Annotated in this window: 15 protein-coding genes; 13 read left to right on the plus strand and 2 right to left on the minus strand. The window is 61.1% G+C overall.

Translation table 11 applies throughout. The features are described 5' to 3' along the window. Window positions 1–54: 54 nt before the first annotated feature. A complete protein-coding gene (locus DQ393_RS07405) occupies window positions 55–1,071 on the minus strand; it encodes a polyprenyl synthetase family protein (protein WP_112341125.1) in 1,017 nt (338 codons plus the stop codon). Window positions 1,072–1,179: 108 nt separating this feature from the next. Here DQ393_RS07405 and DQ393_RS07410 point away from each other — a divergent pair, with 108 nt between their 5' ends. The 13 genes from DQ393_RS07410 (at window position 1,180) to DQ393_RS07470 (ending at window position 12,574) form a co-directional block, all read left to right on the plus strand. Further along, complete coding sequence (locus tag DQ393_RS07410; RefSeq protein ID WP_112341126.1) at window positions 1,180–1,410, plus strand: DUF2007 domain-containing protein; 231 nt, start codon at window positions 1,180–1,182, stop codon at window positions 1,408–1,410. Between the two features lie 8 nt (window positions 1,411–1,418). Next, the gene (locus DQ393_RS07415) at window positions 1,419–2,195 is read left to right on the plus strand and encodes a tRNA1(Val) (adenine(37)-N6)-methyltransferase (protein WP_112341127.1); all 777 of its coding nucleotides are present in this window, start codon (window positions 1,419–1,421) and stop codon (window positions 2,193–2,195) included. Between the two features lie 108 nt (window positions 2,196–2,303). Further along, the gene (locus DQ393_RS07420) at window positions 2,304–3,164 is read left to right on the plus strand and encodes a S49 family peptidase (RefSeq protein ID WP_112341128.1); all 861 of its coding nucleotides are present in this window, start codon (window positions 2,304–2,306) and stop codon (window positions 3,162–3,164) included. 16 nt (window positions 3,165–3,180) lie between these two features. Further along, on the plus strand, window positions 3,181–3,372 hold the full coding sequence (locus DQ393_RS07425; protein WP_095434098.1) for an NfeD family protein: 192 nt from the start codon (window positions 3,181–3,183) through the stop codon (window positions 3,370–3,372). Between the two features lie 63 nt (window positions 3,373–3,435). Then, the gene (locus tag DQ393_RS07430) at window positions 3,436–3,666 is read left to right on the plus strand and encodes an AbrB/MazE/SpoVT family DNA-binding domain-containing protein (protein ID WP_112341129.1); all 231 of its coding nucleotides are present in this window, start codon (window positions 3,436–3,438) and stop codon (window positions 3,664–3,666) included. Then, window positions 3,666–4,067, plus strand: a complete 402-nt coding sequence (locus tag DQ393_RS07435) for a PIN domain-containing protein (protein ID WP_112341130.1) — start codon at window positions 3,666–3,668, stop codon at window positions 4,065–4,067. The genes DQ393_RS07430 and DQ393_RS07435 overlap by 1 nt, the downstream gene beginning before the upstream one ends. A gap of 120 nt (window positions 4,068–4,187) precedes the next feature. Then, window positions 4,188–5,147: a glycine--tRNA ligase subunit alpha gene (locus DQ393_RS07440; protein WP_112335445.1), complete on the plus strand. Its 960-nt coding sequence runs from the start codon at window positions 4,188–4,190 to the stop codon at window positions 5,145–5,147. Window positions 5,148–5,274: 127 nt separating this feature from the next. Further along, window positions 5,275–5,826, plus strand: a complete 552-nt coding sequence (locus DQ393_RS07445) for a LemA family protein (RefSeq protein WP_112341131.1) — start codon at window positions 5,275–5,277, stop codon at window positions 5,824–5,826. A gap of 87 nt (window positions 5,827–5,913) precedes the next feature. Continuing rightward, the gene (locus tag DQ393_RS07450) at window positions 5,914–7,170 is read left to right on the plus strand and encodes a 3-phosphoshikimate 1-carboxyvinyltransferase (protein ID WP_181592300.1); all 1,257 of its coding nucleotides are present in this window, start codon (window positions 5,914–5,916) and stop codon (window positions 7,168–7,170) included. Between the two features lie 90 nt (window positions 7,171–7,260). After that, the gene (locus DQ393_RS07455; protein ID WP_432421991.1) at window positions 7,261–9,204 is read left to right on the plus strand and encodes a DUF2207 domain-containing protein; all 1,944 of its coding nucleotides are present in this window, start codon (window positions 7,261–7,263) and stop codon (window positions 9,202–9,204) included. 181 nt (window positions 9,205–9,385) lie between these two features. After that, window positions 9,386–9,838 carry an endonuclease domain-containing protein gene (locus tag DQ393_RS07460; RefSeq protein ID WP_112341134.1) on the plus strand — a complete coding sequence of 151 codons (453 nt, stop codon included), beginning with the start codon at window positions 9,386–9,388 and terminating at the stop codon, window positions 9,836–9,838. A gap of 1 nt (window position 9,839) precedes the next feature. Beyond that, window positions 9,840–12,065, plus strand: coding sequence for a glycine--tRNA ligase subunit beta (glyS, locus tag DQ393_RS07465; protein WP_112341135.1), 2,226 nt, complete (start codon window positions 9,840–9,842; stop codon window positions 12,063–12,065). Between the two features lie 14 nt (window positions 12,066–12,079). Next, window positions 12,080–12,574 carry a DUF523 domain-containing protein gene (locus DQ393_RS07470; protein WP_112341136.1) on the plus strand — a complete coding sequence of 165 codons (495 nt, stop codon included), beginning with the start codon at window positions 12,080–12,082 and terminating at the stop codon, window positions 12,572–12,574. Window positions 12,575–12,649: 75 nt separating this feature from the next. On the opposite strand, the gene DQ393_RS07475 is transcribed toward DQ393_RS07470, so the two are convergent. Continuing rightward, window positions 12,650–14,464 (minus strand): methyl-accepting chemotaxis protein, encoded by a 1,815-nt coding sequence (locus DQ393_RS07475; protein ID WP_112341137.1) that lies wholly within the window; start codon window positions 14,462–14,464, stop codon window positions 12,650–12,652. Window positions 14,465–14,650: the final 186 nt, after the last annotated feature.

Genomic DNA, 14,650 nt, shown 5'->3' on the forward strand with positions numbered 1-14,650 from the left:
CACAACAGGATGGCTTTTTTGAAGCGGCCCTGCAAGAAATTCGGGTCGCCGCTATCAATTAACGCGTTCGATGCAGAAATCGATCACTTCGAGAAGTGCCGATTTCCAAGGCGTTTCCGGCAGAGGCGCCAGAGCGTCGCGCGCGATGGTGCCGTAGTGCACGGCACGGGCAATCGTGTCGGCCAGCGCGCCGTATTTCGTGATCAGGCCGAGGGCCTTTTCGAGATTCTCGTCGCTGTTATCGCCGGTTTCGATGGCATCACGCCAGAAGGCGCGTTCTTTCTCGGTACCGCGGCGATAGGCCAGAATCACCGGCAGCGTGATCTTGCCCTCGCGGAAATCGTCGCCGACATTCTTGCCGAGATCGGCAGCCTTGCCGCCGTAATCAAGCGCGTCGTCGACGAGTTGGAAAGCGAGGCCGAGATTGGTGCCGTAGGATTTCAGCGCATTGCGCTCCGCCTTGCCGGCATTGGCAACGATCGGGCCAACTTCGGCTGCGGCGGCAAAGAGCGCTGCAGTCTTGGCGCGGATGACCGAGAGATAATCGTCTTCCGTCGTTTCCATGTTCTTGGAAACGGAAAGCTGCAGCACCTCGCCTTCGGCGATGACGCAGGCAGCGGAGGACAAGACGTCGAGAGCATCGAGCGAGCCGACTTCCACCATCATGCGGAAAGCCTGGCCGAGCAGGAAGTCGCCGACCAGAACGCTCGCCTGGTTGCCCCAGATCATGCGGGCGGTGGATTTGCCGCGGCGCAGATCGCTTTCATCGACCACGTCGTCATGCAGCAGCGTCGCCGTATGCAGGAATTCGACCGATGTTGCGAGCTTGATGTGATTATCGCCCTGATAGCCGTAAAGTGCGGCAGACGCGATCGTCAACATCGGGCGCAGGCGCTTGCCGCCGGAGGAGATGAGATGCTCGGCAACTTCGGGGATCATCTGCACATCGGAGCCGGCCTTGGACAGGATGAGCTGATTGACGCGTTCCATGTCCGCCTTGGTCAGATCCACCAATGGCTTGATGGATGCCAGTTTATTCTTGCTTTCTTCCAGCGGTATCACGACGCCCAACGATCCGGACTCCTGTTCATTTTCTGCAAAGCACAATAAGAAGGGGCGAAAGAGGCGGCAAGAGGCGAATTGTCTCGTCGCGTAAATTTGACAGGAATTCTAGGGCTTATGCACGAGCTGATCCGCACCAACGACCCGGTCGTTCTCTCCTTTGCGGAGAGCCTGATGAAGGATGCCGGAATTCATTGTCTGGTGGCGGATCAGGCGATGAGCATCCTGGAGGGATCTCTCGGCATGCTGCCGCGCCGATTTCTGGTGGAGGAAGAGCGCGCGGATCAGGCACGGCGCATCCTGATCGATGCCGGTCTCGGCGACGAGCTGCGCCCGGCGCGGGCTTGAGGTCCGCCATGACCGGCAGCTCCGTGGAAACCATCGACGCCTTTCATCGCGGCGCTTTTCATATCGTCCAGCCGAAGGGCAGGGGGCACCGCTCCGGCATGGATGCCATGCTGCTGGCCGCGCTCGTGGCCGATGACCGCACGATCAGGGTAGCCGATCTCGGCGCGGGGGCGGGGGCCGCCGGAATGGCCGTCGCGTCTCGGCTCGATCATGCGGAGGTCGTATTGTTCGAGCGCTCTCCCGACATGGCCGAGTTCGCCCGCAAGAGCCTTGCGCTGCAGGAAAATGCCCGTTTTGCCGGCCGCGTCTCCGTCATCGAAGCCGATGTGACCTTGACCGGCAAGGATCGCAATGAGGCGGGCCTGATCGACGACAGCTTCCATCATGTCATCATGAACCCACCCTTCAACGACGCCAGCGACAGGCTCACGCCCGATGCTTTGAAGGCTGAGGCACATGCCATGACGGATGGCCTGTTCGAGAAATGGATCCGCACGGCAGGCGCGATCATGATCCCCGGCGGCCAGCTCTCGCTCATCGCGCGGCCGGAATCCATCGGCGAGATCATCGCCGCCTGCGGGCGCCGCTTCGGCGGCATCGAGATCACGCCGATCCATCCGCGCCAAGGCGAGAATGCCGTGCGTATCCTGGTGACGGCGATCAAGGGTTCGAGGGCAAGGCTTGCACTGCGAGCGCCGCTGATTATGCACGGCGAGGGAACGCATAAATTTTCCGATTTCGTCGACGATCTGAACAATGGCCGCGCCGCCTATCCACGGCGATAGTCTATCCTTCGCTTGAGCATCGAGCCACGAAATACGATCCGCAATGTTGCGTTTGCCGTTTCCATGCATACATCACGGGCAGCAAACATCATGATTCAGGGATGACGAATGGTTGGGTTCTTGAGACGCATGCTTCCGAAGCGCTTCCGTAAGGAGGGGGTGATCGTCCCCGTTGTCCGCCTGAGCGGCGTCATCTCTTCAGGTGGCGGACCGCTGCGGCAATCGCTGAATCTCGCGGGTGTGTCGCAGGCACTTGAAAAAGCCTTCGATATGAAGACGGCGCCGGCAGTCGCCATCATCGTCAACTCGCCAGGTGGCTCTCCGGTGCAATCGCGGATGATCTACAACCGCATTCGCGATCTTGCCGCCGAGAAAAACAAGAGGGTCCTGGTCTTCGTCGAGGATGTGGCTGCGTCCGGCGGCTATATGATTGCGCTCGCAGGCGACGAGATCATCGCCGACGCCACCTCGATCGTCGGTTCGATCGGCGTCGTTTCCGGCGGTTTTGGTTTTCCGGATCTGTTGAAGAAAATCGGCGTCGAGCGTCGCGTCTACACCGCCGGCGCGAACAAGGTGATCCTCGATCCTTTCCAGCCGGAGAAGGAAAAGGACATCGAATATCTGAAGAGCCTGCAGCTCGAAATCCATAAAGTCTTCATCGACATGGTGCTTGAACGCCGCACAGGAAAGCTCTCGGCGGACGAAACGGTGTTCTCCGGCCTGTTCTGGACCGGCAGTCGCGGGCTGGAGCTTGGCTTGATCGACGGCCTCGGCGACATGCGCCAGGAATTGAGGAAGCGCTTCGGCGACAAGGTCAAGCCGATGCTGATTACCGCGCCGCGCAGCCTTTTCGGCCGCAAGGCTCCGGGCATTTCGCTTGGGAGCATGGACGGTCTTGGCGCGGGGCTTGCATCCGGACTTGCAGAAGCGGCAGAGGAAAAGGCATTGTGGGGCCGGTACGGATTGTAGTCGGGAGCGCTGGGTAATGCCCCAGATCATCTTCTTTGTCGTCGCCGTCGGCGGCCTCTGGCTGCTTTATCGGCGTTTCGTGCGCGATGCCCAGCGGCTCGCCGAAAAATCCCGCCGCGCTGAAACGGAACGCCGTACCGGCGCGATGGGAACCTTGGTCAAGGACCCGAAAACCGGCGAGTATCATGTGAAGCGCGAGGATGAATAAGCCGAATTGCTTCGTTCGTGAGATTTTGATATACTTTTCTGATGTATATCATTGGAGTGTTTCATGCAGGTCGCAAAATGGGGGAATAGTTTAGCCATCCGCATTCCTTCAGCGGTTGTCGATGCGCTCGATTTGAAGGAAGGCGACGATATCGTTGTACGTGTCGCCACGGGAAACGCCTTCGAGATCGAACGTGACGACAGGCGGCAGAAAGCCTTGGAAAAAATCAGATCGTTCAAGCTCAAACTTCCGGAGGATTGGAAGTTTGATCGCGAAGACGCCAATTCTCGCTGATGCGTCTCGTTTTGGATTTTCTCGACACGAATGTTCTTCTCTACGCTTTCACCGAAGAGGGCAGGGCGGAAAAGGCACAAGCGCTTCTGGCCAAGCCATTCGCTATCAGCGCACAGGCATTGAATGAGTTTGCCAATGTCGGACGTAAGAAGCTCAATATGTCGTGGGCTGATATTCGCGAGGCAATTGATGCCCTCATCGCTTTGTCGGCAACCATCGTTCCTGTAAGTGAGAAAATCACGTTGGCAGGGCTGCACCTTGCTCAGCGCTATCAGCTTTCTTTCTATGATGCGACTATGATGGCGGCAGCGATCGAGGCTGGCTGCGAGCGGTTTTATTCGGAAGATCTGCACGCCGGTCTGATAGTCGAGAAGCAGTTGACCATCGTCAATCCATTTTGACGGCTCCTCGGGTTAAGTGCGAGTAATGTCGCTGCATTCTGTAGAGTAAAAACTTGACCCGTTCGCCACGTCGTGGCACCTGTCCGCCAAACCATTCGCTAGCGGAAGAAATCAGTTCCCATGACTGCCAACGTGCCCGATCATATGAATCCGAAGCGCTCCTTTCAGGCGCTGATCCTGACGCTGCACAATTACTGGGCCGACAAGGGTTGCGCGGTTCTGCAGCCTTACGACATGGAGGTCGGCGCCGGCACGTTCCATCCGGCGACCACGCTGCGTTCGCTCGGCCCGAAGCCGTGGCGGGCTGCCTATGTCCAGCCGTCCCGCCGTCCGTCAGATGGCCGCTACGGCGAGAACCCGAACCGCCTGCAGCACTATTATCAGTATCAGGTCATCCTGAAGCCCAATCCGCCGAACCTGCAGGAGCTCTATCTCGGCTCGCTGAAGGCGATCGGCCTCGATCCGCTTCTGCACGATATCCGCTTCGTCGAGGACGATTGGGAAAGTCCGACGCTCGGCGCATGGGGCCTCGGCTGGGAATGCTGGTGCGATGGCATGGAAGTCTCGCAGTTCACCTATTTCCAGCAGGTCTGCGGCATCGAATGCGCACCGGTCGCCGGTGAGCTGACCTACGGACTGGAGCGCCTTGCCACCTATGTCCAAGGCGTCGACAGCGTCTATGACCTGAACTTCAACGGCCTCGAAGGCGAAGACAAGATCACCTATGGCGATGTCTTTCTGCAGGCCGAACAGGAATATTCGCGGCATAATTTCGAATATGCCAATACCGAGATGCTGCACCGCCATTTCATCGATGCCGAGAAAGAATGCCAGGCATTGCTGGCAGCCGGCGCGCCGGGCGACAGCGAAAACCATCGCCTGCACAAGTGCGTCTTCCCGGCATATGACCAGTGCATCAAGGCGAGTCACGTCTTCAATCTGCTCGACGCCCGCGGCGTTATCTCGGTTACGGAACGCCAGAGCTACATCCTGCGCGTGCGCACGCTGGCAAAGGCTTGCGGCGAAGCTTTCCTGCTGACCGATGCCGGCGGCATCAATTGGAACCAGCAGGCCGCCTGAGGCGAGCTTCCCAAGGATTGGGCATCGCCACAGCCTATCTTGGCTCTGCGCTGCCGTTAAAGCCGGGTGACATCGGCATGAAATCTGCCTAGTGTCCCTTGGGTTGCAGTCGCCACGGGGGATTCAGATGCTTGTTCTTCTTGCGATCGTAGTGCTGGTCGCGCTCTATGTCGTCTTCGCCTATAACGGGCTCGTCCGTGCACGTCAGGTGGCTGAGGAGGCCTGGTCGGGCATCGACGTGCAGTTGAAGCGGCGCGCCGACCTCATTCCTAATCTGGTCGAGACGGTCAAAGGCTATGCCGGCCATGAACGCCAGACCTTGGAAGAGGTTGTCGAACTGCGCAACAAGGCGCAGGCCGTGCCGTCTGGGGATGTCGCCGCCCGAGGCCAGGTAGAGGGCTTGTTGTCGCAGGCACTTGGCCGCGTGATTGCGCTTGCCGAAGCCTATCCCGATCTCAAGGCCAACACGAACTTTCTCGAATTGCAGCGCTCGCTGGAAGGCGTCGAGGGCGAAATCCAGATGTCGCGCCGTTATTACAACGGTGCGGCGCGCGATCTGAACGTCAAGGTCGAGACCTTCCCGAACAATCTCATCGCCGGCCCCTTCGGATTTACCAAGAAGGCCTATTTCGAGATCACCAACGAGGCGGACCGCGCCGTTCCCACGGTAAAGTTCTGAGATTTCCGCTATCGGTTTTTCATATCAGGCGGTAAAGGATGCCGACCGCCGGCCATCGGCTGGCTTCCTGACTGACCAAAGAGAATGATGATGGGTAGAGCCAAACTCACGATTATCCCGCCGGGCAAGCCCTTGACCGGACGCGCCATGCCGCCGGGATCGAAGTCGATCACCAACCGCGCGCTGCTGCTGGCAGGCCTTGCCAAGGGCATCAGCCGGCTGACTGGCGCGCTGAAGAGCGACGATACCCGCTATATGGCCGAGGCGCTGCGCGCCATGGGTGTTGTCATCGATGAGCCTGACGACACGACTTTCATCGTGACCGGCAGCGGTAAGCTGCAGGCGCCGGCTGCCCCGCTTTTCCTCGGCAATGCCGGCACGGCGACGCGCTTCCTGACGGCTGCTGCGGCACTCGTCGACGGCAAGGTCATCGTCGATGGCGACGCGCATATGCGCAAGCGGCCGATCGGCCCGCTCGTCGATGCGCTGCGCTCGCTCGGCATCGATGCCTTCACGGAAACCGGCTGCCCGCCCGTGACCGTCAACGGCACCGGCCGTTTCGAGGCAAGCCGCGTGCAGATCGATGGCGGCCTGTCCAGCCAGTATGTTTCGGCGCTCCTGATGATGGCCGCCGGCGGCGACCGCGCCGTCGATGTCGAGCTGCTCGGCGAACATATCGGTGCGCTCGGCTATATCGATCTCACGGTCGCGGCGATGCGTGCTTTCGGCGCTAAGGTCGAGCGCGTGAGCCCGGTCGCCTGGCGCGTGGAGCCCACCGGCTATCATGCCGCCGACTTCGTGATCGAGCCCGATGCCTCTGCCGCGACCTATCTCTGGGCGGCCGAAGTGCTGAGCGGCGGCAAGATCGATCTCGGTACGCCGGCGGAGCAGTTCTCGCAGCCGGATGCGAAAGCTTATGATCTGATCTCGAAGTTCCCGCATCTTCCGGCCGTCATCGACGGCTCGCAGATGCAGGATGCCATCCCGACGCTCGCGGTTCTCGCTGCCTTCAACGAAACGCCGGTGCGCTTCGTCGGCATCGAAAATCTCCGCGTCAAGGAATGCGACCGCATCCGCGCGCTGTCGAGCGGCCTGTCGCGCATCGTGCCGAACCTCGGCACGGAAGAGGGGGACGATCTCATCGTCGCATCCGATCCGAGCCTTGCCGGCAAAGTGCTGCCGGCCGAGATCGACAGCTTCGCCGATCACCGCATCGCCATGAGCTTTGCGCTCGCCGGCCTGAAGATCGGCGGCATCACCATTCTCGACCCCGATTGCGTCGCCAAGACCTTCCCGTCCTACTGGAACGTGCTGGCGTCTCTCGGAGTCGCTTACGAAGACTGACGCTCCGCCATCCCAAGGGAGGCTGAGCGCAGGCATGTTCCTGACGTGAAGCGGCGCCGGCAGCGGCGCCGCGGCCATCCTTTTGGGGGAGTGATGACACGGCTTTGCGGGTTCTTCCTGGCTCTGTGCCTGCTGCTTTGTGCAACGGCGGCAACGGCTGCCGAGCTCATCACCAGTTTCGATCAGGCAATCGCCTTGCATCATGACGGCTCCATGCGGGTCATCGAGACGATCTCCGTAAATGCAGAGGGGCGTGATATCCGCCGCGGCATCTTCCGGGATTTCCCGCTTGTTATGACCGATGCCGACGGCCGCGAGATCGAGGTGGATTTCAAGGTCGTATCCGTCGAGCGCGATGGACAGCCGGAGGATTGGCACAGCGAGCGCATCAAGGGCGGCGAGCGCATCTATATCGGTAACGCCGACAGAAGCCTCAACCCAGGCCCCCACGCATTCCGCCTCACCTACGACACCAATCGTCAGATGCGCTATTTCAGCGATCATGATGAGCTTTATTGGAACGTGACAGGCAATGGCTGGCTGTTCCCGATCGTCAATGCCAAGGCGATCGTGACATTGCCCGCTGGCGTAGAGCCGCAGCAGCTAGCCTTCTTCACCGGACCGCTCGGCGCCAACGGCAAGAATGCAAGCGCCAGCGCGCAGGGCAATATAGTCACCTTCGTCACGACCAGACCGCTCGCCATGGCCGAAGGCCTGACGATCGCCATCAAGCTGGGAAAGGGAGTAATCGCGCCGCCGAGCGCCAGCCAGCAATGGGGCTGGTTCCTTCGCGATCATCTCGATACGACCATTGCCATCGGCGGGCTGATCCTGCTGTTTGTCTACTATATGCGCAGCTGGATCGCCGTCGGCCGCGATCCTCCGCCCGGCGTCATGGTCCCGCGCTGGGACCCGCCCGAAGGCATCTCGCCGGCGCTGGTCAATTACATCGACAACAAGGGCTTCGCCAGCTCCGGCTGGACGGCATTCTCGGCAACGGCGATCGATCTTGCCGTGCGCGGCTATGTGATCCTCGACGACCTGCAGAAAAAAGTGGTCATCCGTCCAACCGGCAAGGCAGGCAGCGATCTCGGCGGCGGCGACAAGGTGATCATGCAGGCTGTCGGACCATTCTCGCCGCTTGTCATCGACAGGGAAAACGGCGAAGCGGTGCAGCGGCTCGGCTCGAAATTCCGCGGCGCCATCGAGCGCGACCATCGCGGCGAATATTACAAGGCAAACGCGCTCTACGTCATTGCCGGCATAGCGCTCTCGATCCTCATCCTGGCGTCCATCGTCCTCTTCGGCCGCCTGCACGAGAATGCCCTGCCGCTCATCATCGTACCTGGCTTCCTGTCGATCTTTGTGACGCTGTTCGCCAGCTCGATCGGCCGCAGGTTCCGCAGGCATAATGCCAGCCTTGCCCAGCGCATCATTTCCGTCCTGGTCTTTGCCTTCTTCGGCTTCGTCTTGGTATCGACTGCCGTCAGCGGCTTTGCCGCCGCCGTCGTGCCGTTATGGGAAGCGGGCCTGCTGCCGCTGGTCGCCGGCATCGTCGGCATTTTCGCACTCAATGTCGTCTTCTATTTTCTGATGGGCGCGCCGACGCCGCTCGGACGCAAGATGATGGATGGCATCGCCGGTCTCCGGCAATATCTGACGCTGGCCGAACGTGACCGAATGAACATGCAGGGCGCGCCGCAGATGTCGCCGCAGCATTTCGAAAAACTGCTGCCCTATGCCGTCGCACTCGGCGTCGAAAAGCCCTGGTCCAGTGCTTTCGAGGCCTGGCTCGCGACGGCTGCGGGTGCCGCGGCGGCGGCCTATGCGCCGATCTGGTATTCCGGCAACTTCAACCCCGGCAATATCGGCGGAACGATCGGCGATTTCTCCTCTTCCATGGCATCGACCGTAGCCTCGACGATTCCCGCACCGGTATCGAGTTCATCCTCCGCCTTCGGCGATAGTGGTGGGGGCGGAGGCGGAGGGTTCTCCGGTGGCGGCGGTGGCGGCGGAGGCGGAGGAGGGTGGTAGCTGATCACCTCCCCCTTGAGGGGAGGTCGCCGCGAAGCGGCGGGTGGGGGTGACAATTGGTTGGCTGCGGAGGTTGCCGCGATCACCCCACCCCGGCACTTTGTGCCGACCCTCCCCCTCAAGGGGAGGGTGTTTGTCCCGACGCATCAACTTCGCTGTCTCAGCAATACGGAGATCTTCGATGCCCCAAAAGCCCTCCAAGCTCGATCGCTTCAAAATCGCCAGCCGCCGCCTGCGCGCCGGTTCGACCGATGCGGAAGCCAAGCTCTGGAAGCATCTATGGCGCATCCCGATCGAAGGGACGCATTTTCGCCGGCAGGTTCCGATCGGGCGTTATTTCGCTGATTTCGCCTGTCATCAGATCGGTCTCATTATTGAGCTGGATGGCAGCCAGCATCAGGCAGATGCGGCAAGGCGTTATGATGCCGAGCGCACGGCATTTCTTGAAAGCCAAGGCTATCATGTCGTCCGATTCTGGAATGCCGAGATCATGGATGAGGTCGAGGCTGTCCTGGACACGATATTTGCCATTGTGCAGCAGCGCCAAATTTTGCTAGCAGAGGCCGACCGTTTTCACCCCACTCCGGCACGCCGTGCCGACCCTCTCTCTCAAGGGGAGGGTGAGGAACCTTGACATGCCCGATCTCCTTCTCGAACTCCGCTCCGAGGAAATTCCCGCCCGTATGCAGCGCAAGGCCGCCGGCGACCTGAAGAAGCTGGTGACCGACGCCCTCATCGAAGCAGGTCTTTCCTACGAAGGTGCCAGGGAATATTGGACGCCGCGGCGCCTCACGCTCGATATTCGCGGCCTGACGGCGCGCTCGGCCGATGTGCGCGAGGAGCGCAAGGGGCCGCGCACCGATGCCAACGAAAAGGCGATCGAAGGTTTTCTGCGCGGTGCTGGCCTTTCTTCAGTTTCGGAAGCCCAGGTCCAGAGCGACCCGAAGAAGGGCGATTTCTACGTGGCGATCATTTCCAAGCCCGGCCGTGCTGCCGAGGAAATCGTCGCCGCGGTCATGCCCGACATCATCAGAAATTTCCCTTGGCCGAAGTCGATGCGCTGGGGCAAGGCCTCGGTGAAGCCCGGTTCGCTGCGCTGGGTGCGCCCGCTGCAGTCGATCGTCTGCACCTTCGGCACCGAGCATGAAGAAACCACGGTCATCCCCTTCGAGATCGACGGCATCGTCGCCTCGAACGTGACCTATGGCCATCGCTTCCATGCGCCAGGCCCGATCACGGTTAAGCGTTTCGAGGATTATGCCTCGAGCCTGGAAAAGGCCTATGTCGTTCTCGATGCCGAGCGCCGCAAGGACATCATCCTGCATGATGCCCGCGATGTCGCCTTTGCCAATGGTCTCGAACTGGTTGAGGATGAAGGCCTGCTGGAGGAAGTTTCCGGCCTTGTCGAATGGCCGCAGGTGCTGATGGGCTCCTTCGAGGAGGATTATCTCTCGATCCCATCCGAGATCATCCGCCTGACCATCAAGACCAACCAGAAATGTTTCGTCACGCGGCCGCAAGGCTCTCACCTCCCCCTTGAGGGGGGAGGTCGCAGCGAAGCTGCGGGTGGGGGTGATCTTTCGTCCCGACGAAATCACCCCACCCCGGCACTGCGTGCCGCCGCCCCTCAAGGGGAGGGTGCGCTGTCCAACCGCTTCATTCTCGTTGCCAATATCCAGGCGACGGATGGCGGCAAGGAAATCATCCACGGCAACGGCAAGGTCGTGCGCGCCCGTCTATCCGACGCGCTGCACTTCTGGAAGCGCGACCAGGGCGATCTGCCCGATCTCGAAACGCTGGAAGCCTCCGCTGAAAAGTTCGGCCTCGATCTGAAGAAGCCGCTCGATCAGCGCATGGCGAAGCTTGATGCGCTCAACGTCACCTTCCATGCCAAGCTCGGCAGCCAGGGCGAACGTGTTGCCCGCATCCGTGCGCTGGCCGCTGACCTCGCCAAGATCACCGGCGCCGATGCCACCCTGGTCGACCGCGCCGTCGTGCTCGCCAAGGCTGATCTGCGCACCGAAGCCGTCGGCGAATTTCCCGAACTGCAGGGCGTCATGGGCCGCAAATACGCGTCGCTGCAGGGCGAGAATGCCTCGATCGCGACGGCTATCGAAGATCACTACAAGCCGCAAGGCCCGTCCGATCGTGTCCCCGAGGACAAGGTTGCGATCACGGTTGCGCTTGCCGACAAGCTGGATACGCTCGTCGGCTTCTGGGCGATCGACGAGAAGCCGACGGGCTCGAAGGACCCTTACGCTCTGCGTCGTGCCGCCCTGGGCGTCGTCCGTATTTTGCTGGAGCGGGGCGTCCGCCTGCCGCTATTGGCGACCACCAGGGATGCCGATCTGCTCGCCTTCTTCCATGACCGCCTGAAGGTCTATCTCCGCGATCTCGGCGCCCGTCATGACCTCATCGACGCCGTGCTGACGCCGGAGGCCGACGATCTGCTGATGGTCGCCCGCCGCGTCGAGGCGCTGACCGCCTTCATCACCTCCGAGGACGGCAAAAACCTCTTGGCCGGCACCAAGCGCGCCACCCAGCTTCTGGCCGCCGAAGAGAAGAAGGGCACCGTCGTTGCCGATGGCGTTTCGGAAGCCTTGCTGAAACTCGATGCCGAAAAGGATCTCTTTGCTGCCGTGAAGGCCGCCTCTGCCGAGGCCTCCGGCGCGATCGCCAAGGAGGATTTCCGCTCGGCCATGGCAGCCCTTTCCAAGCTGCGCGCACCCGTCGACCGCTTCTTCGAAGACGTGCTCGTCAATGATGAAGATGCCGCCATCCGCGCCAATCGCCTGGCGCTGCTGCGCCTGATCCGTCAGGCGACCGGCACGGTCGCGGACTTCTCGAAGATCGCGGGATAAGACATGGGGGCGCGATGACCGGAAAGATCCTCGTCAGCGCCTGCCTCATGGGCCATGCCGTCCGCTATGACGGCCGTTCCAAGCCGCTTGTCCATCCGGCGATCGATCGCTGGCGCGAGGAGGGGCTGTTGGTGACGATCTGTCCGGAAATGTCTGCCGGCATGGCGGTGCCAAGGCCGCCGGCCGAAATTGCAGGCGGTGCGACCGGCGAGGACGTGCTTGCCGGCTCGGCGCGCGTGATGGAGATCACCGGCGGTGATGTCACGGCGGAGTTTCGCCAGGCGGCGGAAAATGCGCTGGCGCTCGCCAAGGAAACCGGCTGTCGTTACGCTCTTCTGATCGACGGCAGCCCATCCTGTGGTTCGGGTTTTATCTATGATGGTACATTTTCCGGCGGCAAGCAGAGCGGCCTCGGCGTCACGGCGGCGCTGCTCAAGCAGGCCGGTATAGAGGTCTATTCCGATCGCGAGATCGACCTGCTGGTTGAGCGCCTGAAGGGCACAGACTGACGCAGTAAAAGCTTTGCTCTAAAGAAAACCGCCGGACGCGAGCCCGGCGGTTTCCCATTTTTGCAACTGTACTGATCAGGCGGCGCGGCGATGATCCATGACCGCGCGGCCTTCGTTGACGCGGAAGCCGCGGATGAGCGCGAGCAGATCTTCCGTATCGGCCGCGAGCGTCTCGGCCGATGCGGTGGTCTCTTCGGCCATGGCGGCGTTCTGCTGGGTCGCAGCGTCGAGCTGGTTCATCGAAGAGGAGATCGAGCGCAGCGTCGTATCCTGCTCGGAGGCACTGTGGGCGATCTTCGAGACGATCTCGTTGGCGGCCTTGATCTGGTCGGAGATGCGCTTCAGCGCTTCGCCGGCCTCGCCGACAAGGCGGACGCCCTGGTCGACCTGGCCGGAAGAGCGGGCGATCTGGTCCTTGATCTCCTTAGCGGCTGCCGCGGAGCGCTGGGCGAGTTCACGCACTTCCTGGGCGACGACGGCAAAACCCTTGCCGGATTCGCCGGCACGAGCCGCCTCGACACCGGCATTGAGCGCCAGGAGGTTGGTCTGGAAGGCGATCTCATCGATGACGCCGATGATCTTGCCGATTTCGGCCGAGGACTTCTCGATGCCGCTCATCGCTTCGATTGCCTGGGCAACCACGGCATCGCTGCGCGATGCTTCGGTGCTGACGGCATGGACCCGCTTGCTAGCCTCATCGGCGCCTTCCGCCGTTTGACGGACGGCGACAGTCAGCTCATCGAGTGCTGCCGAGGTTTCTTCCAGGCTGGCAGCCTGCCGCTCGGTGCGCTGGGACAGCTCGTTGGAGGCGCGACGGATTTCTTCCTTGCTGAGGCCGATGTCGTTGCCCTTGGCGTTGACGCGGCCCATCGCGGCTTCGAGATGCGACAGCGCCTCGTTGAAATTATTGCGAAGGCCGGCATAGCCGGCGCCGAGATCGCCGCAGCGTATCGTCAGGTTCCCCTGAGCGAGGTCTTCAAGTGCCCGGCCGATGATCGAGACAACGCGTGCCTGTTCATGCGCCTCGTCCTGCTGCTGGCGCAGGTTCTGTTCGCGCTCATTGCTGATCTCGAGTTCCTGCGCGGCCTGACGGTCGGCCAGCAGATGGCGCTCGCGAACCTTTTCCTGCAGCGCCTGGGTCGCTTTCGCCATCAAGCCGATTTCGTTGCGCATCTCGATATGCGGAATGGCCATCTTCAGATCTTCGTCGGCCACGGCCTTCAGCGCGGCGTGGACATCGGCGAGCGGCTTTGTGATGCCGCGGATGAAATAGAGAGCCGCACCGACGCCGATGACGAAGACGAGACCGCAGATGAGCAGGGCGCGCCACATCGTTGCGTTGATCTGCGCATCCAGGTCGTCCATGTAGACGCCGCAGCCGACCACGATCTGCCAGGGAGCGAAGGCAGCCGAATAGCTGCCCTTCAGGAAAAGCTGGTCGTCGGAATGGCCGGGCTTGCCCCAGTAATAGATGGTACGGCCGCCGCCCTTGATACCCTTTTCGACCATTTCCTTGCTGAAATGAGTGCCATTCCTGTCGACTTGGCCGGACATGTCCTTGCCGACATTGACCGGATTTGGATGGATGCGCATGACAGCGTTATAGTCGAAGCCGAAGAAATAGCCCGCGGGTTCGAAGCTGACATGCGAGAGGACTTTGAAGGCCTCCGCCTGGGCGGCCTCATGCGTCATCTCACCGGATTTTTCGCGCTGATAATACTGGTTCAGAACCGAGATGCCGGATTCGACCTGCGTGCGCAGCATGTCGAAACGGTCGTCGTAAATGGACTCAGCCTGCGACCGGATCTGGAAATAGGTCGCCACGGCGAAGGCGGCCATCAGGACGCCGAGCAGGGCAAAGAGTTGATGCGAAATCTTGAGATTCTTCATGGTGCCTCCCACAGGGGTGAATACCGGTGCGGTTTCCTACCGCCTGTGCGATCGCCTGAGAGATCCTCAATACGCTTGCCGCCGCTTAAATGACATGCTGCTGTCCGGTGGCAGTAAAATCGCTGTTTATGTCTAAAGAATCTTTAATTATAGGGGAACGGTTGTATTCGTCGCGAGTTGAAACTG

Origin of the sequence: Martinezella tropici, from assembly GCF_003287875.1 — a bacterium.
Classification (GTDB): Bacteria; Pseudomonadota; Alphaproteobacteria; order Rhizobiales; family Rhizobiaceae; genus Rhizobium; species Rhizobium tropici_C.